Here is a 22,921-nt window from a genome sequence, read left to right as displayed (position 1 = left end):
CGGATCAAGTATTAGAATTTGTAAGTCAATTGTATGGCGTTTTCGGCATATTCCCAGAGCCTTTTGGCAAGCGCTTCATCGTTCATGGCTGCTGTATGATGGCCGGACAAGGCCGGATATCCCGCATATTCTTTCGGACCGTCCGGGCCGTAGAATTTACCACCCTCAACGGATGGATCTGTTGCTGCAAACAGGCTTGGCAGGGCACCCTGCCACGGCTCCATCACCTGATCAAATGCAGCAACCATACCTTCCAGATTTTCACCCGGGATATTCCGCTGTAAATCGGTTCGCGTGACGCCGGGATGCGCCGCCACAGAAATGGCCGATATACGGGCATTTTTGAATCTCCGGTCCAGCTCGTAGCTAAACAAGATATCTGCCAGCTTGCTTACGGCATATTCACGCCATTCATCATAGTTCTTTTCCAGTCTGAGGTTGTCAAAGTCAATGCTGTCCACCAAAGTAGCCGCCCCACTGGAAAGTGTCACTACTCGGGCATTGGCGGTCTGCTTAACGAGCGGCAGCAAATATCCTGTCAGCGCAAAATGCCCCATAAAGTTTACGCCGAACTGCATTTCAAAGCCATCATCCGTTTTAGCAGCTGGAGGAACCATCACTCCGGCATTGTTGATGAGCATATCCAGTTTTGTATGCTTTTGCATAAAGTGATCTGCAAATTCCCGAATCAGGCCGATGTTTGCGAGGTCCAGCATTCCATAGTCCAATGTTTCCACCCCAGCCGTTTCGGACTGAATTTTTTTGATAGCATCTTTTCCTTTCTGGAAATCCCTTGCGGCAATGGTCACATGTGCACCTGCTTCATACAGCGCTTTTGCTGTTTCAAACCCTATACCGGTGTTTGATCCGGTAACGATTGCTATTTTCCCCGATAAATCAGGGATGTTATTTTTTGTCCACATAACCTTTAATTTTTTTACAAAGTTCGTCGAATTGCTGTTATGTCGTTTTGTTGTGGAGTTCAAATTTCCTTTGTTGTGAAGGTCAACTCTGTTGATTATAATCTGATGGCCACTGCTCGTTTTTGCTGGCCGCGTTACATCGCCTTTGCTATAGGATTTATCAGAATAAGGGAGCTTATGAAATACTTCTGGTCCATTTCCACAGCTCCCTATAAACGTACGTATTAATCTTCTATTTCCAGATGAGTACTCAAGGCAATACGGTTCCAGCCATTGATGGTGACGATGAGCATGATGATCTGAGCGATCTGGTTTTCGGAGAAAATCTCGGATGCCTTGTTGTAGGTTTCTTCACTTAATCCGTTTTGGTGTATAAGGGTTACTTCCTCCGTCATTGCCAGTATGGTCTGCTCTTCCTCGGTGAAAAATTTGGTAGCCTCTCTCCAGGCACTCAACAAAAAGATACGCTCTGGTCTTTCACCGTTTTTGATGGCATCCTTGGTGTGCATGCTAATACAGTAAGCACAGTTGTTGATCTGTGAAGCACGGATTTTGGCGAGTTCTTTAAGCGTTTGCGAGATCTCAATTTTTGACAGATAGCCTTCCAATCCTAACATTGCTTTGAATGCCTGTGGTTCTGTTGTGCTGATGTTGATTCGTTTTTCCATTTTTCTTATTTTTTATTTTGATACTACAAAATTGGATAATAGAGAGCCGGAAAAATTTAAACGGGTTTAAGAAAAATTTTTTTTGCGGATTTCGCTGAGATACTCGGGTGTAAAGCCTAGATAGGAAGCAATGAGATATTGCGGTACACGTTGGAGAAATGCAGGTTGATTCTTGAGAAATTGACGGTATAGCTCTTCCCTAGAGTGTTCGTAAAGCATCTTGACACGCATCTGAGCAGCGGCATAGGCTTTCTGGTACACCATGCGAAAATACTTTTCCATGACCGGGTGATTTTCCATTAGATCATTGAAGGCATTCTGGCGAATGACCAGGATTTCCGTTGGCTGTACAGCCTGAATATAAAACTCTGTGGGCGTCTGATTTATATAAGAGAACGTCTCTGTCATCCACCAGTTTTCGATCGCGAATTCAGTAGTCTGCTGAACACCCTTTTCGTTGATGAAAAATTTTCTTATAATTCCATCCAGTACAAAATAACTTGCTTTGCAGATCTGCCCTTCGGTCAATAAGTTTTCTTTCTTTTTAAGCGTCTGGGGCTCAAAATATCCAGTAATGTCGGTAAATTCATCATCGGAAACCTTTATAAATTTATCCAGGTGTTTTTTGAACTGTTCAAGCATTATTTTAAATCTGTTTTCATCATTTTTAGTGCCATTAAGATAGTAAAAAATAAGTTATGTAACCTTAACATACTTGGTCTGATTCTTTTAGTATATTTACTTGCCTGCCTACATTCAGGGCATTAAAAAATTAGGCGTTACCTGTTACGAAGCTTATGTTGTGGATGGTCAAAAGCCTTTGGCCATTGGTTACAATGATGATACGGAAGAGTAACTATCCTATATTAGTTAAATTAAATACAAGAAAAAAATGAGCCAATACTTTTGGATTGCCATACCTGCAGAGCTATTTTTTCAGTATTGCGGAGAAACGATGGAAAAACATCGTGCGCACGCCTATATTGAAACGATAAACCGCGGTTCAGGCAAGCGTAATTATGTGAAATATAACAAGGAAAATCAGTCGGCGTTTTTGGAAAGCTTTTCATCGGCGGATTATTATGGTTTTTTTCTGTCTACCTATCCCTTTTCAGATCAGGAGACAATCACAAGCTCCGGTCTCTTCTACGATTCGCCTGTAGCCGAATATACAATCGCAGGAAGTGGTGGTTATGAAACTGATCGTACAAGAGAAATCATCCACCTGCGGCAGATCATGAAGCAAGCTGACAAATCCTCAAAAGCCTTTTTTGCGGCCTTGCAACGCACCCTCAAAAAGATCCCCGATTTACGCGATACGTTAAGAAGTGGAAATAAAACCCATTTTTACCTGCCGACATCAAAAAGTATCATTCCACAAAACGCGCATAGCCGGCTTATAGAAATGCCCTGGGAAGAACATTGCATCAGCAAAGACCTGGTCTACCGGCAAGAATAATTCCTATTAAGTGTGGTACACCATAGTTGCTCCCAAATAGCTACACCTTACGTTGCCAGAATGAGGATTATCCTAACCAAAACAAAGAAAAACGAACTACTGGTATTGTTATAAAATCACCTGCCCTTTTGAACAAAGCTAATTAGGACTTTTGAACAAAACGGCGCATGTTAATCCGTCCTAATTTTGTCTCAGTAATAACAATTAAATATGTTCAAAATGGAAAAGAATAATTATCAGGGAGTTCAACAACAACCTATCGGTTCGGGCTTCAATGCAAAATCAACAGCCAATGATGTCATTCAAAACATCGATCTTACCGGGAAAATCGCTATTGTCACTGGCGGCAACACAGGAATTGGGTTGGAAACCACCAAAGTTCTCGCCGCAGCTGGAGCTACAGTAATCATACCTGCGCGCGATATTGAAAAGGCAAAGAAGAATCTGCAAGGAATTAGAAATGTCGAAATTGTCGCAATGGATTTAATGTCTCCCACATCTATTGATGCTTTCGCGGAAAACTTTATCGCGTCAGGAAGACCCTTACATTTACTGATCAACAATGCAGGTATTATGTGGGTACCACTTCGCAGAGATGCACGGGGTATAGAATCCCAGCTGGCAACCAATTATTTAGCTGTGTTTCAGCTCAGCGCCAGATTATGGCCGTCACTACAAAAAGCCAATGGAGCACGCGTGATTAATGTTTCTTCACACGGTCATCATTTTGCGCCTTTTAATTTTGATGATCCTCATTTCCTCCACAGCGCATATGAAACGTTGCAGGGGTATGGACAATCGAAGACCGCTGTCAATCTTTTTTCAATGGAACTGGATGTGCGGGGACAATCTGCCCATATCAGAAGCTATGCCGTTCATCCAGGTTCTATCGGTGGAACTGAATTAGGCAGAGAAGCCCCACTGGAACTATTTCAAAAAATGGGTTTTGTGGATGTAAATGGCAACATGTTGCCTGAGGTAGCGGCATCATTAAAAACGATCCCACAAGGAGCCGCTACAACAGTATGGTGCGCTACAAGCCCTTTACTGGAGCATATTGGAGGAGTATATTGTGAGGATGGAGACATCGCAGTATTATCATCAGCTATGACAGACCAAAAAGGCGTACATCCTTATTCACTTGATGAAACCAATGCGAAGAAACTATGGAAACTGACAGAAGAGATGACGGGTATTCGCTTCAATCCGTAAATCAGCTTACAACTGGGGCAGGATCTGCATTTTGCCCCAATTTAGCAATGAACTTTTAAACAAAGTAAATGCTGTTATTTCTTATCTTTAGGTTATTGATTTCCCTTATAAAAATGCAAAAATCATGGAATACCAAGCCCGATACATTACCCAAGATATAAAGCTTTCAAGCTACGAAGACAAGTTTTTCAAATCAGATATTATGTTTGACCAGCATATGCTGGTCTGGTTTCTTTCCGGAGAAACCAAGATTGTACAGGCTGATGCTACCTATCTATTTGGAAAAGGGGATATTTTTCTAATTCCCAGAAATCAGTTGGCAACTATTATTAATTATCCTAAAGACGGTGAACCTCATAAAACTGTTGTCATGCATTTATCATTAGCAACATTAAGAAATTTCTATGCAGGCAAGAATATAAATCCCCAACCCAAAAATTCACCGAAGATTTTTTGTTTCAATAATCACCCGCTCCTGGAAAGTTGCCTGGCATCACTTATCCCCTATTTCGACATGAAAGACATTCCTGCAGATATTGCCTCCATTAAAATTACCGAAGCCATCAGTATTCTCCGAACGCTGAACCAAGAGATCGATCAGGTCCTTGCCAATTTTGAAGAGCCCGGAAAAATCAACCTTGTCGATTATATGGAAAAGAATTTTATGTTCAATCTTCCACTGGAAAAATTTGGTTACCTGACTGGCAGAAGTCTGACAACCTTTAAGCGGGACTTCAAAAAGGCTTTCACCATGACTCCACAACGCTGGTTAACCCATAAACGTTTGGAACTTGCCTATTATCAGCTTACAGAAAAGAAAAAAAAACCCTTGGAAGTCTGTTATGATGTAGGATTTGAAAATCTCTCCCATTTTTCATTTGCTTTCAAAAAGCAATTTGGATTAGCCCCAAGTCAGCTATAGAATTTCAGCCCTATCTAAATGAGCAAGGCGGACCGTTTGGGTGCGTCTTACCATTATTTATGGACGTCTTCGCTCATTGTAGCGTCCCAGCAAACGACTGGTCGCAAAACTGTCCACTCAAAGGCATTTAATTCACCGAAACCAACGGGCTATTGCCAAAAGCAATAGCCTGTTGGTCATGGTCCTGCCGTTGTGTACTCAAATTTTCTTTTCATTAAGATGCCATAATAATCTGTCTGAGTTATCGAGTCTTACTGTATAAAAGATAATTCAGTAGTACAGATCATCAATTTGTAATCTACATTTTTTTTTCCGCCAACAAGCAAGTGAATCGGATAGGCCGTTTTTTGCAGCTATTTTTGTTGGATTGCGCAAGGTATCTCATCTTTTTTATAGTTTACGATAGGAAGACAGTTGCTTAATAAGCTCGATGCCATCGCTCGGTCGCTTCGCATCCCAATTAACAATTTCGCCCTGGTCATTTACAATCAGATAGCGCGGTATTCCGGTAAACTTGGGTACTTCTTGATTAATTTCTTTCTGTAAAGACTCCCCTGCACGCACATTTAGCCCTTTTAACGGATATCCTTTGACCATCTCCTTCCAAGCAGCATTCGCCTTTTCATTATCAATCGATAGGTAGAGTGGCGTATAACCTATCTTTTCAATCTCATCATGCAATTTGATGCTAAACTGTAATTCGGCTCTGCAGGGGTTACACCAGGTTGCCCAAAGATCGACATAATAGAATTTTCCTTTAATATCTTTAAATAGCGCTTTTAAACTGGAATACTTTTCGGTGTTTTCCAAAAAAATCACTCCTGGAGTATCTATCAATAATTTAGCTTGATAATCTTCAACCTTTTTGATCATTGGATTCAAAATTGGGATAAGTGGGCTACCTGAAAAATAGGTTTTAAAGTCTTCAAAATTTGTCAACCAAACTTTTTCATTCTCATTCCGACCTAATCCTTCAGTAATACTATTGGCCCAGCCATATTCCAAAGCCTTGCCTTTCAGCACTGTTTTTAGCTTTTCAATCTGACTAAGCGCATAGGGCTTCGAAGGATCATTACTTTCAGGTTTTCCAATCGACAGAAGGCTACTGTAACGGGACATTAGCAAGGGGTAAAATGGCGATTTCGCCCAATCTACGGTCATATCTGCATACAATTTCTTCCAGGCCTCAACAAATTGTGGACTGATCTTCGCTGTGGCCGGGTCTTCACCATATACAAGGGGCCTACAGGTAAAAAAAAGATCCGTAGACCAGAGCAGTTTATAGTACATTTTCGACTCTATTTTAAAAAGATCCGCAAAATCCGGTGTTATTTTTTTGCTTTTTAGCAGGCCTATTATCTCTTGCTCATCCTTCTTTTGCATACGATCAATCATCTGGAGACGTTCTGCGACAGTTGAATACACATCAAGCTCCTGAAACCGTGACCGGGTATCGTCTTTTGTAAGATGATTGTACAACAGCTGCCCTTCAGCATTATTTCCACTTACCAATAGGCTATCGTTCCCCTGGAAAGTGATTGTGATATTGTCACCCTCCATTACGATAAGCTTAGCATCCTGATAATCATTTTCTACATGAATGATTTGCTGTCCTGGACCAACAGACATGGAATATTCACCCTTGTGTGTCTGCTCGCCTAATGTAAAATCGTTTGTATTGCCTCCGAAATAATAGCCTTCGACCGGTGAGGTGACTTTGACGTTCAGATTTGAAGTTTTAGGGGCATAAACTGTTAATTTCAACTTTTTGTCTTGACCAAAGGAAAAATTTAAAAATCCTATAAAAAGGACGACCAGCATTATATTTCTGTCTATTTTCATTGCTTTCATTGTTTTTAAGGGTTTTGGGTAATCTGATCATTGATCGCGCGATCAGGTATTGACATTGTATATCGGGGACTATTGGGGGCTAATTTGATCAGCTGGCCATTGGCTAGTTCATGGACAGCAGTAAAGCCAAATTCGGGATCATTCTGAAACCGGCGCATATCAAACCAGCGTACACTTTTGAATAATAGCTCAGCCCTTCTCTCTTTCAGGATATAAGTCATTGTTTTCCGGGCATTTTCATGCACAAGAGGTTGATAATAGGCCTGTTCAATCCTATTCTTACGCAACAGGTTGATCTTATCCAAGGCTTCGGCATATTTTTGATCATGTACCAGTGATTCCGCAAGTATAAGATACATCTCGGCCGTCGTTGGCCCAGCACTATATTCGTAACTTCTAACTCCCATGTATATGAAGCGCCCATCCCAATTTTTAACATCTCCAGTCGTGCTATACGAGGGTACGATGTTTATTCTCCTCAAATCATGCGTATCAAATGCGTCTAAAGTCTGCTTTGCCAGCTGTTGGAATGCCATACCGCGTGTATAACTAAAAAATATAATGTGCATATTTTCTGGATTGAGCTGGGGAGTCATAATCGAAGCCCCAGTCTTCGGGACGTAAAAACTGGTACCATCTGTTGTACGTTGTACTTCATACTGGCTGTTATAATCCAGCAAGGTATTATTGAGTTCCAACGCAGAAACAGCAGCTTGCTGTGCTTTTTTATAGTCCTTCATGGTCAGGTAAGTTCTGGCAAGCCAGCCATATGCACCCATTCGATTAATTTGATAATTGCTCGGCGAACTTGCGGGGATAAGCGAAATACCCGTCAATAAATCATTGACAATAAAATCAAAAGTACCCCATGTAGTACTACGTGCTGGCAGATGGTCAGTCAGTTTATTGCTTACCACCAGCGGCACCCCCAGGGCAGTCTGATCATCTGCCGTTTTGGGAATCTGGCCATAGATGTTGTTAAGGTAATAGTAACAGATCGCGCGCCCTACCAGTGCCCTGCCCCGGGCAATATTCTTTCGCTGCTCCGTGGCCCCACTGGCTCCATCAATTCCATTGATCACCGCATTGTACTGATAGATCTGATTGTACAACAGGTTCCAATAGGAAGCGTACATAAAATCATCTGGCTGGGAATAAGGACTTGGCAGCCAAAAATATAAACGGTAATCTACTGCAGTGACATCTGTCCCCTCTACCAGTGCCGGATCGTAATAATCGTCCGAAAGTTTCTCGAGGCCGTCAGCCAGCATTTTGGTCAATGATATATCATTTAAAATACGCTCATAATCTTCCACCGTCTGTGGTATCACATAACCTTTGGGTTTGATATCGAGGTACTTCTCGCATGAACTCAGCAAGCTCAGGATGCCGACCAAGAGCGTCGTGTATAAATATTTTTTCATAGTCAAAAATTGTACTTTAAGATTCACGTTTTTAGAATTTGAGGTTCACACCAAATGCATATGTCGGCGATATGGGCAAAGTGCGCGTACCACCCGAAAAAGCTTCCGGATCAATGCCTAGTTTATTCTTTCGGATAGTCCAAAGATTACGTCCCTGAAGATTGATCTGCAGCGCTTTGATATACCGTTGTCTCCCTAATAATTTCATGGGCATATTGTAAGTTAGGATCAGCTCTCTCAATTTAGCATAACCCGCATCAAAAACATTGACATCCAAAAAGTTCCTATAATAAGTATAGGTATAGTAGTTTGCATTATCGAGCACAACATTCGGAATGATGGTATGTTGTTCATCGCCGGGTTTCTTCCATGCATCCGCCAGCCGTCCATCCTTTGACTCCGTACCGTAATAAGCTGCAGGCATATTCTGTCGCATGACGTGACCTAAGTAAAAAATAAACATGGCGTTCAGCTCAAAGCTTTTGAATCTGAAATTATTCGTGAATGCCCCATTGCTTACCGGTCTTCGATTTCCTGAATAGTAGGCCAATGCGATATTATCAGTCAATCGGTCAGGCTCAATTTCGCCATGTTCATTCAGAATCTGAAGCTGCCCTCGATCTGCTGTCAGACCTCCATAACGAACACTGTACAAGGCCCCATAAGGTCTACCTTCAAAATAAGGTGTACCCGAAGCAATAGTCCGTGGGTTGGTATAACTGCTGCTCAAATGAACTTTTGTGATCTTATTGTTGTTTCGTGCGAACATAAAGGTCGTCGTCCAGCCGAAATTCTGCTTTTTGATATTTTGTGTCGTCAACAATATTTCGAAACCATCGTTGTTCATACTGGCTGTATTCAGCTGGGCGGTTTCAAAACCATAGGTCGGATTGATCTGTTCATCGCCAAGCAGGTTACTGCTGCGGCGTAGGTAATAATCCGCTTTTAATCGGATCCGATGACGGTACATGGCCAGATCTATTCCAAAATTGGTTACCGCTGTTTTTTCCCAGCGCAAGGCATTATTCTCTGGCACAGTAATATTCAGGCTAGGCAATAATGTTCTAAAATGTATGTCCGCCTGCGCAATCATAAATGGCCCTGAATTCTTTGGAATATTTCCGTTAATACCGTAAGTCGCGCGGAGGATCAGTTCATCTATGACAGGCATGGATTTGATAAAGTCCTCCTGACCGATATTCCAGCTTAGACCAGAAGACCACATGGGACTGTATCGATACCTCTTGTCCGTTCCAAATAAATTGGTCTGGTCCAAACGGATACTACCCGTATAAGTGTATCTATTTTTATAGGTATATGAAGCATTGGCAAAAGCGGATACAAATCTATTCTCCAAATAGCTCAAGGCATCACGTGAAGGGAAGTCTGTCTGTACTCCGCTGATTGTCTGCAATATCGGGGTGACCTGTTGTAGCCGCTGGTAATCCAATTGGACAAAATTAAGGCTGTTGTCATCATAGCCGTATTTTGTCAGGGTACTTCCTGTAGTCTGCACTTGTTGATTTTCCAATCCTAAGATCCCTGAGACCTGATGCTCACCAAAGGTCTTATTCAGATCCATCCATCCCCGAATCACATAACTATTGTAGTCTGTTCGTGTTTCATCCAATTTGCCCCCCTGCGGAATATTAAAAACCGGCGTAAACAAGGTACCATCGGGATTCACCCGTACCTGATTGTCTGCGCCCAATACCGGAGTCACATAGTCATTGATGACCTTGACCAGATTAGCTTGGTCAGGATGTGCATATTCCCTGTTGTAGGCATTTCCTTTCTCCAGCTGATAGCTTACATTAAAACCAATTCCTCCATCCAGTTTATAATTAAGTTCAGCCTGGATACGGCTATTATTATTTCTGTTGGAGAGCTCAGTCCGATCTAGCTCCCGCAAGGGGTAATAGGCCTCATCTTCTAATCCCCAGGCCCTTCGCTGTGCAATGGTATAACTATTGGACGGGGATTGTCCAGCACTTCCCGCGGCTCGGTTGATAGCCAATGGCAAACCTTCATCATTCTGCAACATTTCATAGGGTTTAAGCCCAAAAATACCCAGTGCCGGTACCGGAGATTGGGAGCCATTTCCAAAGGTGAAGTTACTGCTGATCCCGAGCTGAAGCTTACGGGCTAGCTGAATGTTTGTTTTCAGGAAAATGCTATAATTTTTACTCCATTCCTTGAGATCGTATCCCTTGCGGTCGGTAAAGTTTATCGAACCATAATAGTTAAACTTATCCGCTGCGCCATTCACCGCCAAACTATGGTTCTGGAGAAATGGTTTTTGCATTAGCAGATCTTTTATCTGCTGCGTATTATCAAGTCCCGCAAGAAGAGCGACCTGATCCTGAAACTGACCGGCGGAAATTCGCCCAGTCAGTGAATCCATCAATAACTGCGTGAATTTGGAGATATCTCTATATCCGCGGCGAAGGCTCTGTTCAAAAGCTGCAGTCCGAGGGATCAGTTTGGATTCAATCGCAATATCATCTGCAGCACCAAGGCGGTTTAGATAGTCGATATTGGGTTTAGGCTCAAATTGAAAACTGTTGGTGTATTGAAATTGAGCTTCCCCTGCTCTTCCTCTTTTAGTTGTGATAACAATAACGCCATTTGCTGCCCGTGCCCCCCAGATTGATGCTGCAGCGGCATCCTTCAATACAGAAATGCTTTCGACGTCATTGGGATTTATGCTATTGATATCACCTTCTATCGGAAAATTGTCCACAACAATTAGGGGCCTGGCTGTACCAAATAACGTCGATACACCACGGATCGTAAGTGCGTCGCCACTCCCATCCCTACCGTTGATCAGCATAAGGCCCGGTGCCATTCCTTCCAGACGTTCCAATACGTTCGTCTGAATCTTATTTTCAATTTTCTTTCCTGAAATAATATCAAACGCACCGGCAGCCCGTTCCTTGGGAAGCCGCTGATATCCCGTATTGATCAATACCTCATCAAGCTCCGAGTTGTTGCCCTCCAGGACAATATCGCCCATCTCCGGCTTGATATTGAGGATAACACGCCGTTTACCGACATAGCTCACTTGTAATTTGCTCACTTCCCCCGGGATGTTGGTCAAGCGGAAATAGCCGTTTTGGTCAGTAGCCGTACGGATATTGCAATCCAGTAAGATAATTCCCGCTCCGGCAAGCGGTTTTCCATTGTCATCCAGCACACGTCCCGAAATCGAGCGCTGTAAGCGGTTATTTGCTTTGGTTGACTGGATAACGATCGTATTATTTTTGATTTGATACCGAAAGGGGCGGTTTTTTAGACAGTAATCCAATACCGTATTCAGGCTGACATTTTTCATTTCAATGGAAACCGTCCCCGCGGATTCCATATCCTTACTATTGTAGAGGATATCAAAATTGCTCTGTTCGCTCAGTTTGTCCAATACTACCGTCAATTTCAGGTTTTTTCCAGAAACACTGACAGTCTGCCCGTTCGTTCTGGCTGCAACCTGCATCAGAAAAATACAGATAAAGACAGCTATCAATTGCATTTTCATAAGAAGGTACTTTATGCGGGTTCGGTCTTTCCAGAATCGCTGTCGCCCTTGACAAAATATCGTCTCCGATAAAATATCAGCGCACATAGCTGTCCCAGACAAATGATTTTTTATATTTTTGTTCATAGATAGGGTTTCGAATGTTAATACTTTTTCCAGGAATTACAGGAAGCTTTATTTTTATTGTCGGAGGTGCTCGAACACCTCCGCTTTATTGTAAAGCCCTGAACGGGTTAGGGAGCTCTTTTCATTATTTTTTTCACTTTTCTGTTTTGGGTTTAATAATTAATTTGTTCCTAGGTTTCTGCTCTTGCAGCTGCACACTGATCTCGTCGGTCATCTCAAGGATTTCTATCGCTTTGGTCAGATCATCTTTCCGTGATATCCGTCCACCAAAAGTCAATTCGGTCAACGATGGATCAAGCACAATATCGACATCATACCATCTCGATATACGTGTTAGGAGCAGTGGCAGTTTTTCATTTTCAAATTTGTAATAACCTGCTGTCCAGTCTACAGCTGTTTCTTTTCTTATACCCTCAGGTGCAATGGTACCTTGTATATTATTCAAAGTAACTTTTTGACCCGGTTTTAAGATCAACGAAGCCTGCTGTCCCAATAACGCTCGGAGCTCGATAGATCCTTCTATCAGTGTCGTACGGCTGTATGCCTCATCATCATAGGCGCAGACATTAAAGTGCGTTCCAAGTACTGTAATGATCTGCCCCTTGCTAGTCACTATAAACGGATTTTTTTGTCCCCGGTTATTGACCTGTTTATTGACCTCAAAGTAAGCCTCACCATTGAGCTGTACGGTTCGTGCTCCCTGCGAAAAATGACTATTGAATACAAGACTGGAATTTGCGTTGAGGTGGACTTTTGACCCATCAGGAAGTACGAATTGATATTGGCCGGCCGCAGGAGTAACGATTTTGATATTCCTAGGGGCTACATTGTCGAGTGTACTGTAATAAATCTGCCCTTTGTCATCTTTTTCGATCAATATGCCATTCAGCTGTTCCCCTTGCGAAGCAGCAATTTCCATTAGGTTCACCGTATCACCCTCAGCAGTGATCATAAATGCTTTTTCCTTATCCAGTGTAGGTTTTGGTTTTCGAGCGGAACCGCCGCTCTGGAAATAAATCAGGCCAGCCAATAACGAAAGCGCCAGTATAATCGATGCCACCATCGAATAGCGCCTGCGGTACCAAACGACAGGAACATCAGAATGTATATGTTCAGCAAGTCTGTTCCGGATAATGTTGAGGTTTTCATTGATCTGCACCGTATCCAAAGACACCGGTCCGGCATTCATTTCTTTATACCAACGTTCGACCAACTCTTTTTCCACATCTGTACACTGACCATCGAGGTACTTCTTTAACAGAATAGTACTGAACTTATTTTTACGATTCATAAATTTATCACGAGGCAAAAGTCCTCTTATCTATAGAAGTCGCTATTTGAACAGGTAGAGGGTAAAGAAAAATAAAATAAAAATAAAAAAAGTGATTCTGATGCGTAGTCTTCTGAGGGCATGTTTGATATGTGTACGCACAGTCTGTTCGGAAATACCCATTTTTCGGGCGATTTCCGCATAACTGAGGTTATCTTCGCGGCTCATCAGATAAACCATGCGCATCTTCTGAGGAAATTTTTTGACTTCTTGATCTATCAGATCCTGCATGAGTTTGGTACGAACAGCATGATCGGTACCGATATAATCCTTTTGCAGCTGATGAACATAGCCCGTCAGCAGCGATTCTTTCCGCCCCTTCTTTTGGATATGATCAATAATTTTAAACCGAAGTGCCTGAAAAAGATAAGCTTTTAGATTTTGTATAGTTGACTTATCCCGGTTTTCCCATAATGCCAGAAATATATCGTGAACAATATCATTACAGAGTTCCGTATCCAGCAAGCGCTTAACACAGGTGCGATAAAGTGGAAGGCTATATTTTGAGTAAATACTATCAAACGCTTTTTGGTCCGATTGACGTAATCGAGACAAAAGGTTAAGATCAATATTGGTATCCAGCGTTTTCAATCAATTAAAGCGAGTGTAGCGTTTATTATGAAAGTAAATATACAAGTCTTCTCGAAATATACAAATAGCTGACGCCGCTTCGCCGTTTTGTTAAAATTAACAGTTTTCCTGAACATCGTTTGGCACTAAAAGGTTAAAGGAAGATATGCCTTATAACAAATAAGACGCACAATACCGTGCGCCTTATTCGCCTTACTTCACTTTCCGCTTACATAATTTCGCCAGTAGCCTACTCGTTCCAAAGCTAATCAATGTACCCAAAGCAGCCGTGAGGACAGTCTGTAGTACATCACCCAGCGAGATACTGGCCCAGATGGAACAGATTGTTCCACCGATAGTGGAGATACGGAGATCATTCAGTTTCATCGGCTTTGCTCCTTTCCAACGCTTCCTTCGAGCCTTTCTCTGTTATGCCGTCAGCCTCTGGCGGAGGCTCCTCCCGATCTAATACTGTCTCCACGATCCCTAGCCCCAAAGCTAGGTATTTTAATACATTCCCCACCTTATCCGGTAGTTTGACAGGCGCCGCCAGCACCAGCTGCAGCACCTGTCCTATTTTGTTAAAGATCTTTTTCATCCTTTTTGCGTTTTTCAATAGACAGGATGAGTGGTTGATAGCATTATATTCCGACTGCAAATTGATGAAGCCGAATGGCGTTAAGAATGAATTCTCGTTTGAACATCGTGAGTTTGAATTCATTCAGCCATTGGACAATAGCAATTGCACCAAGGAATATAGCGGATGACCAATCATCCTGTCTTTTTTCTACCACCAACACACCTTTCGATAAATATGAAGGGCAAAGAATAAGTGACATTGTTTCCCCATCCTCCAACACACACTTTTCGTTAAGCTAAGGAGATCGTGGAATTGAAAGCCTAGCGTTCCGACTACCAATCCCCTTCCTCCACTACACCTTTCGATAAACATGAAGGGCAAAGAATAGAAAATATGGCTTTCTGACTGTCAAGCTTTGACGGAATCTGGCGTAAATATGAATCACTGTCCGAGCGCAGCGAGTTTGATTCATATAGCCAGATAACTAAAAAGATGACACAAAAGAAAGCCATGATCTATTCCCGCCCTTCCATCTATTATCGAATACTCAAATACACTTCATCACCCATATCCCACAGGCAATACACCAGCGCTTTCAGCTTGGCCAGGGCCTTCCCACTTGCGACACCCTGTCCCTCACCGGTTAGGCTGGTGACCGGAGCGATGCAGCCAAGCAATTCGTTCTTGGCATTATTAGCCGCGTGGATCAAGATTCCTTCACGGTTTAGCACATGCGGGATACCGATCTGCTCACCATGCCGCTGGTAACGGACCTTCTCCAGTTTGTACTGACCGATCGGGATGCAGCTGATCCGCTTGATGTTATTGCGGTCAGGCAGCTCGATGGTATGGCAGATATGCTCACCGTTGTACGTGATCGTTCCATTTGTTCCCTCAGCCCCATATTTCCGGAGGAGCTTGAGGGTGTGTCTGTTGTTCATGACAGGCAATTATGGAATGTCTACGTCCACGATGGTCATTGCGTTATAAGGGTTGTTCTTGAGTGGATAGAATTCCCCGTTAACCTCCTGATACATCGAAATACCCACAATGATGTATACCACTTTTGCAGCATCTACGACCAATGGTGCCTGTAGTGTTTCCTCAACGTGCACACCAATCAGCGGAATGTAGCCCGATCTGACCATCACGGGACGCGGAGGTACTTCATCAGTGCTCAGCTCGGCAACGGCCAGTGTAAACAACATGTGCGTCGCCCCGTTCAGCAGCATGACATCATTTTGTGGGTTGAACTCCGGAATGATCAGTGTGGCCTCACCGGCGGTACGGTCATAGGTTGGTTCCAGTTTTTCACCCAGCAGCATTTTTAGGCTGCTGGCTTGGTTAAACTCAAAGCCCTTGAGCATTGTACTGTTTTCCTCTAGAAAGATCCGCTCGCCACGTGCATTTGCCGAATCCGACTTTTGTATCCTGTGGATCAGCGACGTCAGCCTGTTGCGCATCGTATTGTCTGCAAATGTGCGCAGCAGATTGTTCAGCTGGATACGTAGGAGTTTGGCGGTACCTGCGGCAGTACCAAATTCGGCCATATTTTCACGTGTTCGCTGAAAATTGGGATCCGTCTGGATCCGGGCCTTGTCCACACCGCCTTTCATGCGGACTTCATAACCGCGACTGCGGTGTTTGCTAAAAGAAAGGTCCCCGACCTTCCCTCTAAACTTGATTAAACTTTCTTGTTTTGCCATGATATTTAAGTTTTGATGACAACACAAAGATGATGAGCATTAAAACCCCCACTGTCCAAAATGACCCGATATGGCCAACATGGCTTAAATAGTCAGTATTAGGCTCGGAATGGCAGTATATGGCACTATTTGTCCATCATGGGCTAGTATTTAAGTACTGTTAGTGTACCGCGAGTGTACTGAAAAGGTACCAATACCCTACCAAAAAGGTACTGGAAAGCTACTGAAAAGCTACCAAAGAGTTACAGCAATCCGTAGACTGCGTGTAAGTAAAATGTGTGGGGATGGTAGCCTCCTGTCAATAGCCCCGTAGGATGGTACCGGAGCAATAGCCAAGATCAAAAAGGGGCTGATATTAGCGTATGTAATAGATTAACTGGTAAATATCAAAATGTTGTTATACAAATATTTAAAACAAAATATGGATTGAATCGTTTAAAGTAGAATTATTAATTTTTTTCTTAAGGGCTGTCGTTAAAAGTGCGCATCGTGCATCTATCGGCAGAGAGGTATCCAGCTAACAGGAAAATCATGGTACCACCTATGGATTGTCTGTGGCATGACCATATTATGCCCCACAGCGCTCCATCAGCCCAGATAAACATGAGCAAAAAATATCGACTTTGTATCAATCCAAAAGATGTTGCCCTGGTACTCGATCTCAGTCCCAGGCAGGCACAGCGCAAATATCAGCAGGCAAAAGATGCCTATAGAAAGGCCAAGCACCAGCAACTTACCATACATGAATTTGCAGCATATTATGACTTACCCCTAGCGGAAGTTATTGATCGGCTTTAAATTTCTAAAATTGGGGGGCGCAAGCCCGCCCCCTAACTCTTATCTTTCATTTACCAATGCCCATTCTTCCCTTATTTTCAGTAGTCTATCGTAAGCCTCAGCCGGCACTTTCAACTGCTCCTGATCTATGCCAAGTAGCTGCACAATATAATCATTGCCCTCCTTGTATTGGTCTTTTATGGCCAGCTGTTGGATCAATAGCCCCCGACCGGCGCGGAAAAATACATTAGGCCACAATTTTTCAATTTTTGCCAGCGAGTCTATATCAACAGTGCCCTCCCGGCCATCCAGCAAACGTACATCGACCAACTTGGATCTAGCGGATCCTTCCTTGAGATGGAAATACGCAATCTGAGGTATTCTCACCCATTCATTGACAGCACCTATCATTACCTCAATCTGTTGGCTGACCTCTTTGAGACAAGCCTTCAATCTGTTTTCGTCACTGCTCAAACGATCGTGGTTGGCGCGCAGTCGTTGCTTCCGATTTCTTAGCTCATTCAATTCATGCTCATAATTCATCCGAAGCTCATTACTCTTTTTTTCCTCCGCTCGTATCTGCTCATCTTTCTGCAGAAGCCATTTTTGCATTACTTTTACCCGCTTTTTTTTATAGTTATTAATCTTTCTTTTCTTTCGAAAGGCATAATAGAACTGAACCATGATAAAGCAGAACATGACCACGACAAAATCCCGCTCAAAATAATCACCTTTTTGAAGATCTTGTCCAAATACCACTAAATAGACCTTGTAAACAATTCTTAAGGCCACAGCCCCCAAAACCAAAACGAGTAATGCAAATTGGATCAGATAGCGTATTATTTCATTTTGCCCCAGAAATTTGTACGAGTCAAGTTTGTATATGACGAATGCAACAGGGACTATCGCCAATAGCATTAATACCAAACTAAAAAGAAATATCAAAAGATGCTTTTCCCTGGTTATACTCGAAAATGGTGATTCTTTAGTCGTATAAAAGGTGATCAAACAAGATGAAATAGCTGCTAATAATAAAATTATCCACAAAGTTCCATACCAGGAGCGAAAGAAAGATTTAATTGTTATCATAATAGGTTGACAATAAGATTAACCTGCAAGTTAATAATATGTATGATTACTTAAGGTAACGTTTCCTTTACATGCTATCATAGATTTAATTTATCCCTTCGTAGACTTTGCAAATGCGTTTAAGTAGCATTCAAGCGTGTTTCATACATATTTCGACGACACCAATTTCGTTTTCGCCGATCTCGGCCTTTGTTTCCTTCGCTTTTTAGTGATTTGGTTTTAGATTCGCTGTTCGATCGAATTATAAAACTAATTTAAATTTTTAACAACGGTGCATACTAGTTGCCTGATGTATAGCATTGGCATGCCGCTATATCCTTTGAGGCCTAGCAATCACCGACAAACTAAACAGAATGAACAAATACACATTTGATGAGATGGGAGTCAAACAATGGCTCAGACAGTTGTACAGCTCAACCGTCGAACTCCAGATGATGGAGCAAAAGCTGATCCTGCTCTGCCTACGCAGCTGGCTTATGTCGCGTTTTGAACTTTCGGAGAGCCAGGTTGAGTATCTGATATCGCTGTCATCAGACTTCAAAAATAATCTTGCCCAAGAGATCGCCTTTGCCATCAACAATCAGGCAGACATCACGTTGGAAAAGCAGACTAATGAAAAAAACACCAGCACCTTCCCTCGGGATTCGGTCAAGGTAACCGAATATGAGTCAAACAAAATCCAGTCAGATACACCTGAGATACCAGTAGAATCTAAAGCAAATGAGATCTTCAGCCGCCGTTTAGAGGGGCATTTGATCGTCAGGATTTACTACACGCTTCTTTAGATGATCTAAAATAATTTAACAAAACGCCATGGGCCATATCTCTCTCATGGCGTTTTTTTCTTTTTCATGAACTATTCATTTACAACATATTAAAGGTGAAGCGTTTTATCAAACATTTAAATGCACATTTCAATGTAGAAGATCCCTGTCGCCATGAACTGATCCGACATGCTAAAGTACGCCAAGGTAAGCGCGGGCAGATCTATTGCCGGGAGGACGAGAGCCGTCCCTATTGGTGCTATGTGCTCGAGGGTATGGTGGGCGCATATGAGCTTCAACTCAGAAAGCCCTATCTCCACTGGATCGCCACGGAAGGGCATTATTTTACCGGTACCAAGCATGAGTATAGTTTTAATAGCCAGGATCTGAATATTCAGTTTCTCAAAAAGAGTAAAATTGCCTGTATACCCTTAACAGTTTTGCAGGAGATGCAAGACCGGTATCCAAGCATGCATCATTTTGTGAGTATCATGAGGCAGCGTAAATCAGATTTTTTTAATAAAAAAGGACTTATTATGGCCCAAGATTCCATGGCCAGATATGCAAAATTCAAGGAGCTGATGCCTGTGCTGTTCCATAGTCTGAACAATAAATTGCTGAGCCAATTTTTGTACATAGATCCAAAGACAATATATGAAAGCAAAAGAAATCAATAAAAGTTGAAATACTACCGTCAGACCCGATTTTTCGATTTTTAATGTCCTTTCCTTTGTAATAGACAACTGGGATAAAAGTGCTAAACAGTAAAAAATCATAGGATTAAGGAAAATAAACAAATGAGTCATGAGCAATTTAGAAAAAGGTATTAAAAGATACCGTCGCAAGTTTGCAGTCTTTCCCTCCATGGGTAAGGGAATAAAGACCACTTTAGGAATAAAAGCCTCCATTGTATGGAAGCTTTTATGTGGCCATCCTGTTATATACAAGATGATCAATTATAACCCTTATGAATATACGGAATATTCATATAACAAAATTAGGAACTTTAAATTTTATGGCTTTTAAATCATGTAAAAGCCGACATAATCATGAGTTGGTTCAACTTTACGGGTTCAGACCCATCACAACCATCACACTATACATTGGCCGGAGAAACTCCACCATCATGTCCAACACCTACCGAACAGATGTGTGCCCTTCAGGCGACAAATTCTGCAGGTTCACCGGTTATCACTGATGCATTGAAAAATGAAATCATTAACTCATTGCAAAATCAGGTAAACGGTACAAATGTGCGATTAAAATCGCGATAGGAATATCGTTAAGACATCAGCGTTAGCTAGCTAAGTAATAGGGTATGAAAATTCATACCCTATATTTTTTGCGCTCTACTCTATTTCTTCTATCACCAATACCTCCATCTCCTCCTCGCCCAGTACTGCTTCAATGCCATACGCTGCGAGCTGTGCGTTAAATTCCGCCAGGGTTTCATAGGATGCAATCTGTATTTTTTCTTTGCTATTGACACGGTCTAAAACAGGTGGAAATTTTCCGCCTAGATCCGTCATGACCGCCAAGACAGCACTATTTTCATATACCATTCCTTTTGCAAGCGTATCTTTCGGGGTAGGCTGTACAGGACAGGGCTGCAATATAAGACAGGGAATCTTTTTCATCACTTTATACGATCGTATCCCTAAAAAACTGTGGAGGTCATTCAGTACCAATCTCGCCTGTACCGAATCCGGTCTTGATATTTTATCCAATCGTTCATAGGACAGCGCATGCTCCCGCGACCATACGCCTCCCTTAGCTTCAACATCTTGGTATTGATCCAGATTTTTAACCTTTAATACGAGTCTTTCCGGCCTTGGCACATAGTCAGCCGGACTTATTTTTGCCCAAATAAATTTAACGGCGCTACTGATCGAGGCATTGTAAAAAGAGGTTTTGATCATATTTGTCAGGCTGTCTTTTTTTATTTTTAAGGATTCGAAAGGGGCGCCGTTTTGATAACCAGCGATCCAAACACCATATTTAACAGACTCAGTTTCCTCCATTTTTTTTCCCATCAGGTCCCCCTTACCAAAATCATCCTTTAAGGGCAATTCTATTAATTCTGTTTTATAGAGCTCCAGTATATTTTCTTCGGTTACAGACTTGTAGTTCGTTATTGCTTTAACCTTTCCTTTATAAAGAAATACCACATGCGGTACACTTTGATGCGGGAACCGCTGTTTTAAATAAACATCGGCATAGATAACGGGCAAGTTGACCTTGTTTTCTTTAAGGTAACTGTTCCCGGCGAAGAACTTGTCGATGGTTGCTTTATCCTGCCAAGTTACACTGATGATCTGAACTTTATCTTTCAGCTTGTCCTGTAGCTTTTGCAATTTGGGCATAGACTGTATACAAGTGCCACAATAGGTGTCAAAAAAATCCAATATTACCACTTTGCCTGCTAGCTTTTGAAGATCCAACGGTTTTCCTGTTCCGCGCATTTGCTGGATAGCACTGGGGGGTACAAAGGTATCCCCGATTTTTAAAGCCTCCTTGGATATTATATTTTCAGCAGTCTGTGCAAAGGTATTAATCGTCAGGATCAATAAGATAAATGAAACGAATAGTTGTTTGAAATGATTCATGTTTTAAAGTGTTAATTGTTTAGCGTAAGTTTTGAGGTATTTTCCCTATAAGGACTGCTGGCTCCGGTAACCGGAAAGCATATTTCCGACTATCAGGTGCCAAGCTATACGTTAGCCCTCGGATATTTCTTTGTATAGTTTTCTGGAATCTTGGATCCGGATTTAACCGTTTCAGGTCAGACCAACGCCTTCCCCGAAACAATAGTTCTTTCTGACGCTCCTGCAGTATACTAGATAGCAGGATATAGGCATCAGTTTGGGTCACTGCCGTAAAGCTATTTTTATCGAACCTATTTTTTAGCAATGCGTTTAGTGCGGCTAATCCTTCTTTTACCTTCCCGATACGGACGGCACATTCGGCTTTGATAAGATATATCTCATTTGTCGTTAGCCCTACAAAAAGAGTTGCCAAGGACTGATCATAATTTCCTTTAAAACTATACGAATCTTTGGGATAGTCGTTGTTCCTAAAATACAACTGCTTTCTAAGGTCATTAGCAGTATAACTAGCGTATAAATTGGAATCCACCAATCCATTGTTTAGACTCATAGGCCCCGCATTGTTCGCGATTGCGGCAAATAAAACTTCACTATTAAATCGTCCGATAGGCAGCTCGACACCCGTATTGAGATTATTAAAATCTATTAATTCGGCATGTAGTCTCAAACAAGAATCAGCATATTGGTATGCTTTTTCATATTCAGCCATATAAAGATAAGCTCTAGATAGACCTGCGTAAGCGCTTGCAGCTGAGGGACGGCCGGGTATAGCCTCCTTTGGCGGTAATAAAGAGGCGGCAATTTTATAATCCGCAATAATCTGCTCATAGGACTGCTTTAAATTCGCCCGCTCAGATGAGGCATCGATACCCGGATCCAGACGCAACGGGATGCCTAGTTCCGACGAAGCTGTTGCAGCATTGTAGGGCGGTGCAAACACCTCTGCCAGCTGCTGGAAAGCAAATGCCCTAAAGAAATGTGCAATTCCACTTAACTGCTGTCCTTTTTCACCTTTGACCTCCTCTCCTAGCTTGCTTATGATTTCGAGCGCCTGATTGGCGTTAAAGACAGTTTTATAGGGGCCCTGCCACTGTGTTACATCAAAGTAAGGCTCATCTTTCCAGATATAAGCATTACGCTGATCCACGGTCATCATTCCATCAAAGGTTTCTGCAGTGACATAGTATTCGTCAGTGCCCCACTCGCCCACAGCAGGATATGCTGCATTCATCGTACTATAGTCATTGAGCAATAGCTCAGCATCATTTAAGCTTTTGGGGATTACCATTTTGATATCAGGCTTCTCTTCCAAAAAATTGCTACAGGCAGCCAACATCATCATGGTGAACATGCCAATAGAGAAATATAGTGTTTTCATAATA

General features: G+C 42.3%; 22 protein-coding genes. 7 read left to right on the top strand and 15 right to left on the bottom strand.

The genetic code is table 11. The annotated features are described in order from the left end of the window. Positions 1-11: 11 nt before the first annotated feature. The 3 genes from ABFX33_RS15125 to ABFX33_RS15115 all read right to left on the bottom strand — a co-directional run bounded on the left by ABFX33_RS15125 (position 12) and on the right by ABFX33_RS15115 (position 2,233). Positions 12-923 (bottom strand): oxidoreductase, encoded by a 912-nt coding sequence (locus tag ABFX33_RS15125; RefSeq protein ID WP_346086701.1) that lies wholly within the window; start codon positions 921-923, stop codon positions 12-14. 224 nt (positions 924-1,147) lie between these two features. Next, a complete protein-coding gene (locus ABFX33_RS15120; protein WP_346086700.1) occupies positions 1,148-1,591 on the bottom strand; it encodes a carboxymuconolactone decarboxylase family protein in 444 nt (147 codons plus the stop codon). Positions 1,592-1,657: 66 nt separating this feature from the next. Beyond that, a complete protein-coding gene (locus tag ABFX33_RS15115; protein WP_346086699.1) occupies positions 1,658-2,233 on the bottom strand; it encodes a Crp/Fnr family transcriptional regulator in 576 nt (191 codons plus the stop codon). A gap of 250 nt (positions 2,234-2,483) precedes the next feature. Here ABFX33_RS15115 and ABFX33_RS15110 point away from each other — a divergent pair, with 250 nt between their 5' ends. The 3 genes from ABFX33_RS15110 (at position 2,484) to ABFX33_RS15100 (ending at position 5,184) form a co-directional block, all read left to right on the top strand. Beyond that, positions 2,484-3,050: a hypothetical protein gene (locus tag ABFX33_RS15110; protein ID WP_346086698.1), complete on the top strand. Its 567-nt coding sequence runs from the start codon at positions 2,484-2,486 to the stop codon at positions 3,048-3,050. Between the two features lie 219 nt (positions 3,051-3,269). Further along, the gene (locus ABFX33_RS15105) at positions 3,270-4,262 is read left to right on the top strand and encodes an SDR family NAD(P)-dependent oxidoreductase (protein WP_346086697.1); all 993 of its coding nucleotides are present in this window, start codon (positions 3,270-3,272) and stop codon (positions 4,260-4,262) included. Positions 4,263-4,386: 124 nt separating this feature from the next. After that, positions 4,387-5,184, top strand: a complete 798-nt coding sequence (locus tag ABFX33_RS15100; RefSeq protein WP_346086696.1) for a helix-turn-helix domain-containing protein — start codon at positions 4,387-4,389, stop codon at positions 5,182-5,184. Positions 5,185-5,574: 390 nt separating this feature from the next. Here ABFX33_RS15100 and ABFX33_RS15095 read toward each other — a convergent pair whose 3' ends face one another. From ABFX33_RS15095 to ABFX33_RS15055, 9 genes are all read right to left on the bottom strand, one after another. Further along, positions 5,575-7,035 (bottom strand): TlpA family protein disulfide reductase, encoded by a 1,461-nt coding sequence (locus ABFX33_RS15095; RefSeq protein WP_346086695.1) that lies wholly within the window; start codon positions 7,033-7,035, stop codon positions 5,575-5,577. A 5-nt stretch (positions 7,036-7,040) separates the two neighbouring features. Beyond that, positions 7,041-8,459: a RagB/SusD family nutrient uptake outer membrane protein gene (locus ABFX33_RS15090; protein ID WP_346086694.1), complete on the bottom strand. Its 1,419-nt coding sequence runs from the start codon at positions 8,457-8,459 to the stop codon at positions 7,041-7,043. 31 nt (positions 8,460-8,490) lie between these two features. Then, positions 8,491-11,991 (bottom strand): SusC/RagA family TonB-linked outer membrane protein, encoded by a 3,501-nt coding sequence (locus tag ABFX33_RS15085; protein ID WP_346086693.1) that lies wholly within the window; start codon positions 11,989-11,991, stop codon positions 8,491-8,493. Positions 11,992-12,250: 259 nt separating this feature from the next. After that, positions 12,251-13,408 carry a FecR domain-containing protein gene (locus ABFX33_RS15080; RefSeq protein WP_346086692.1) on the bottom strand — a complete coding sequence of 386 codons (1,158 nt, stop codon included), beginning with the start codon at positions 13,406-13,408 and terminating at the stop codon, positions 12,251-12,253. Positions 13,409-13,450: 42 nt separating this feature from the next. After that, the gene (locus tag ABFX33_RS15075) at positions 13,451-14,038 is read right to left on the bottom strand and encodes an RNA polymerase sigma factor (RefSeq protein WP_346086691.1); all 588 of its coding nucleotides are present in this window, start codon (positions 14,036-14,038) and stop codon (positions 13,451-13,453) included. A gap of 192 nt (positions 14,039-14,230) precedes the next feature. Next, positions 14,231-14,404 (bottom strand): hypothetical protein, encoded by a 174-nt coding sequence (locus ABFX33_RS15070; RefSeq protein ID WP_346086690.1) that lies wholly within the window; start codon positions 14,402-14,404, stop codon positions 14,231-14,233. Further along, positions 14,391-14,615 carry a hypothetical protein gene (locus ABFX33_RS15065; RefSeq protein ID WP_346086689.1) on the bottom strand — a complete coding sequence of 75 codons (225 nt, stop codon included), beginning with the start codon at positions 14,613-14,615 and terminating at the stop codon, positions 14,391-14,393. The genes ABFX33_RS15070 and ABFX33_RS15065 overlap by 14 nt, the downstream gene beginning before the upstream one ends. A gap of 518 nt (positions 14,616-15,133) precedes the next feature. Then, positions 15,134-15,538, bottom strand: coding sequence for a DUF5675 family protein (locus tag ABFX33_RS15060; protein ID WP_346086688.1), 405 nt, complete (start codon positions 15,536-15,538; stop codon positions 15,134-15,136). A 9-nt stretch (positions 15,539-15,547) separates the two neighbouring features. Further along, positions 15,548-16,303, bottom strand: a complete 756-nt coding sequence (locus ABFX33_RS15055; protein WP_120257626.1) for a hypothetical protein — start codon at positions 16,301-16,303, stop codon at positions 15,548-15,550. A 603-nt stretch (positions 16,304-16,906) separates the two neighbouring features. On the opposite strand from ABFX33_RS15055, the gene ABFX33_RS15050 reads away from it, so the two are divergent. Continuing rightward, a complete protein-coding gene (locus ABFX33_RS15050; protein WP_346086687.1) occupies positions 16,907-17,101 on the top strand; it encodes a hypothetical protein in 195 nt (64 codons plus the stop codon). A gap of 39 nt (positions 17,102-17,140) precedes the next feature. On the opposite strand, the gene ABFX33_RS15045 is transcribed toward ABFX33_RS15050, so the two are convergent. Next, entirely contained in the window at positions 17,141-18,169 is a 1,029-nt protein-coding gene (locus ABFX33_RS15045; protein ID WP_346086686.1) for a hypothetical protein, read from the bottom strand. Positions 18,170-18,522: 353 nt separating this feature from the next. Between ABFX33_RS15045 and ABFX33_RS15040 the strand changes: the two genes are divergently transcribed. From ABFX33_RS15040 to ABFX33_RS15030, 3 genes are all read left to right on the top strand, one after another. After that, a complete protein-coding gene (locus ABFX33_RS15040) occupies positions 18,523-18,954 on the top strand; it encodes a hypothetical protein (RefSeq protein ID WP_346086685.1) in 432 nt (143 codons plus the stop codon). Between the two features lie 95 nt (positions 18,955-19,049). Then, positions 19,050-19,610, top strand: a complete 561-nt coding sequence (locus tag ABFX33_RS15035) for a cyclic nucleotide-binding domain-containing protein (RefSeq protein WP_346086684.1) — start codon at positions 19,050-19,052, stop codon at positions 19,608-19,610. A 372-nt stretch (positions 19,611-19,982) separates the two neighbouring features. Further along, positions 19,983-20,207, top strand: a complete 225-nt coding sequence (locus ABFX33_RS15030; protein ID WP_346086683.1) for a hypothetical protein — start codon at positions 19,983-19,985, stop codon at positions 20,205-20,207. A 75-nt stretch (positions 20,208-20,282) separates the two neighbouring features. On the opposite strand, the gene ABFX33_RS15025 is transcribed toward ABFX33_RS15030, so the two are convergent. Together ABFX33_RS15025 and ABFX33_RS15020 are read right to left on the bottom strand one after the other, a co-directional pair. Continuing rightward, positions 20,283-21,539 (bottom strand): TlpA family protein disulfide reductase, encoded by a 1,257-nt coding sequence (locus ABFX33_RS15025; RefSeq protein WP_346086682.1) that lies wholly within the window; start codon positions 21,537-21,539, stop codon positions 20,283-20,285. Positions 21,540-21,558: 19 nt separating this feature from the next. After that, entirely contained in the window at positions 21,559-22,917 is a 1,359-nt protein-coding gene (locus ABFX33_RS15020) for a RagB/SusD family nutrient uptake outer membrane protein (RefSeq protein WP_346086681.1), read from the bottom strand. Between the last annotated feature and the right edge of the window lie 4 nt (positions 22,918-22,921).

It is taken from the genome of Sphingobacterium ginsenosidimutans (genome assembly GCF_039536865.1).
Taxonomy (GTDB): domain Bacteria; phylum Bacteroidota; class Bacteroidia; order Sphingobacteriales; family Sphingobacteriaceae; genus Sphingobacterium; species Sphingobacterium detergens.
Note: the sequence above shows the minus strand (reverse complement) of the source record. Positions and strands in the feature narration are given on the sequence as shown.

Coding starts and splice junctions, on each gene's coding strand:
- ABFX33_RS15100 (WP_346086696.1), top strand. CDS start 4,387: ATGGAATACCAAGCCCGATACATTACCCAAGATATAAAGCTTTCAAGC.
- ABFX33_RS15025 (WP_346086682.1), bottom strand. CDS start 21,539: ATGAATCATTTCAAACAACTATTCGTTTCATTTATCTTATTGATCCTG.
- ABFX33_RS15045 (WP_346086686.1), bottom strand. CDS start 18,169: ATGATAACAATTAAATCTTTCTTTCGCTCCTGGTATGGAACTTTGTGG.
- ABFX33_RS15040 (WP_346086685.1), top strand. CDS start 18,523: ATGAACAAATACACATTTGATGAGATGGGAGTCAAACAATGGCTCAGA.
- ABFX33_RS15125 (WP_346086701.1), bottom strand. CDS start 923: ATGTGGACAAAAAATAACATCCCTGATTTATCGGGGAAAATAGCAATC.
- ABFX33_RS15020 (WP_346086681.1), bottom strand. CDS start 22,917: ATGAAAACACTATATTTCTCTATTGGCATGTTCACCATGATGATGTTG.
- ABFX33_RS15095 (WP_346086695.1), bottom strand. CDS start 7,035: ATGAAAGCAATGAAAATAGACAGAAATATAATGCTGGTCGTCCTTTTT.
- ABFX33_RS15115 (WP_346086699.1), bottom strand. CDS start 2,233: ATGCTTGAACAGTTCAAAAAACACCTGGATAAATTTATAAAGGTTTCC.
- ABFX33_RS15120 (WP_346086700.1), bottom strand. CDS start 1,591: ATGGAAAAACGAATCAACATCAGCACAACAGAACCACAGGCATTCAAA.
- ABFX33_RS15080 (WP_346086692.1), bottom strand. CDS start 13,408: ATGAATCGTAAAAATAAGTTCAGTACTATTCTGTTAAAGAAGTACCTC.
- ABFX33_RS15065 (WP_346086689.1), bottom strand. CDS start 14,615: ATGAAAAAGATCTTTAACAAAATAGGACAGGTGCTGCAGCTGGTGCTG.
- ABFX33_RS15110 (WP_346086698.1), top strand. CDS start 2,484: ATGAGCCAATACTTTTGGATTGCCATACCTGCAGAGCTATTTTTTCAG.
- ABFX33_RS15090 (WP_346086694.1), bottom strand. CDS start 8,459: ATGAAAAAATATTTATACACGACGCTCTTGGTCGGCATCCTGAGCTTG.
- ABFX33_RS15085 (WP_346086693.1), bottom strand. CDS start 11,991: ATGAAAATGCAATTGATAGCTGTCTTTATCTGTATTTTTCTGATGCAG.
- ABFX33_RS15105 (WP_346086697.1), top strand. CDS start 3,270: ATGGAAAAGAATAATTATCAGGGAGTTCAACAACAACCTATCGGTTCG.
- ABFX33_RS15055 (WP_120257626.1), bottom strand. CDS start 16,303: ATGGCAAAACAAGAAAGTTTAATCAAGTTTAGAGGGAAGGTCGGGGAC.
- ABFX33_RS15030 (WP_346086683.1), top strand. CDS start 19,983: ATGAGTTGGTTCAACTTTACGGGTTCAGACCCATCACAACCATCACAC.
- ABFX33_RS15060 (WP_346086688.1), bottom strand. CDS start 15,538: ATGAACAACAGACACACCCTCAAGCTCCTCCGGAAATATGGGGCTGAG.
- ABFX33_RS15070 (WP_346086690.1), bottom strand. CDS start 14,404: ATGAAACTGAATGATCTCCGTATCTCCACTATCGGTGGAACAATCTGT.
- ABFX33_RS15050 (WP_346086687.1), top strand. CDS start 16,907: ATGAGCAAAAAATATCGACTTTGTATCAATCCAAAAGATGTTGCCCTG.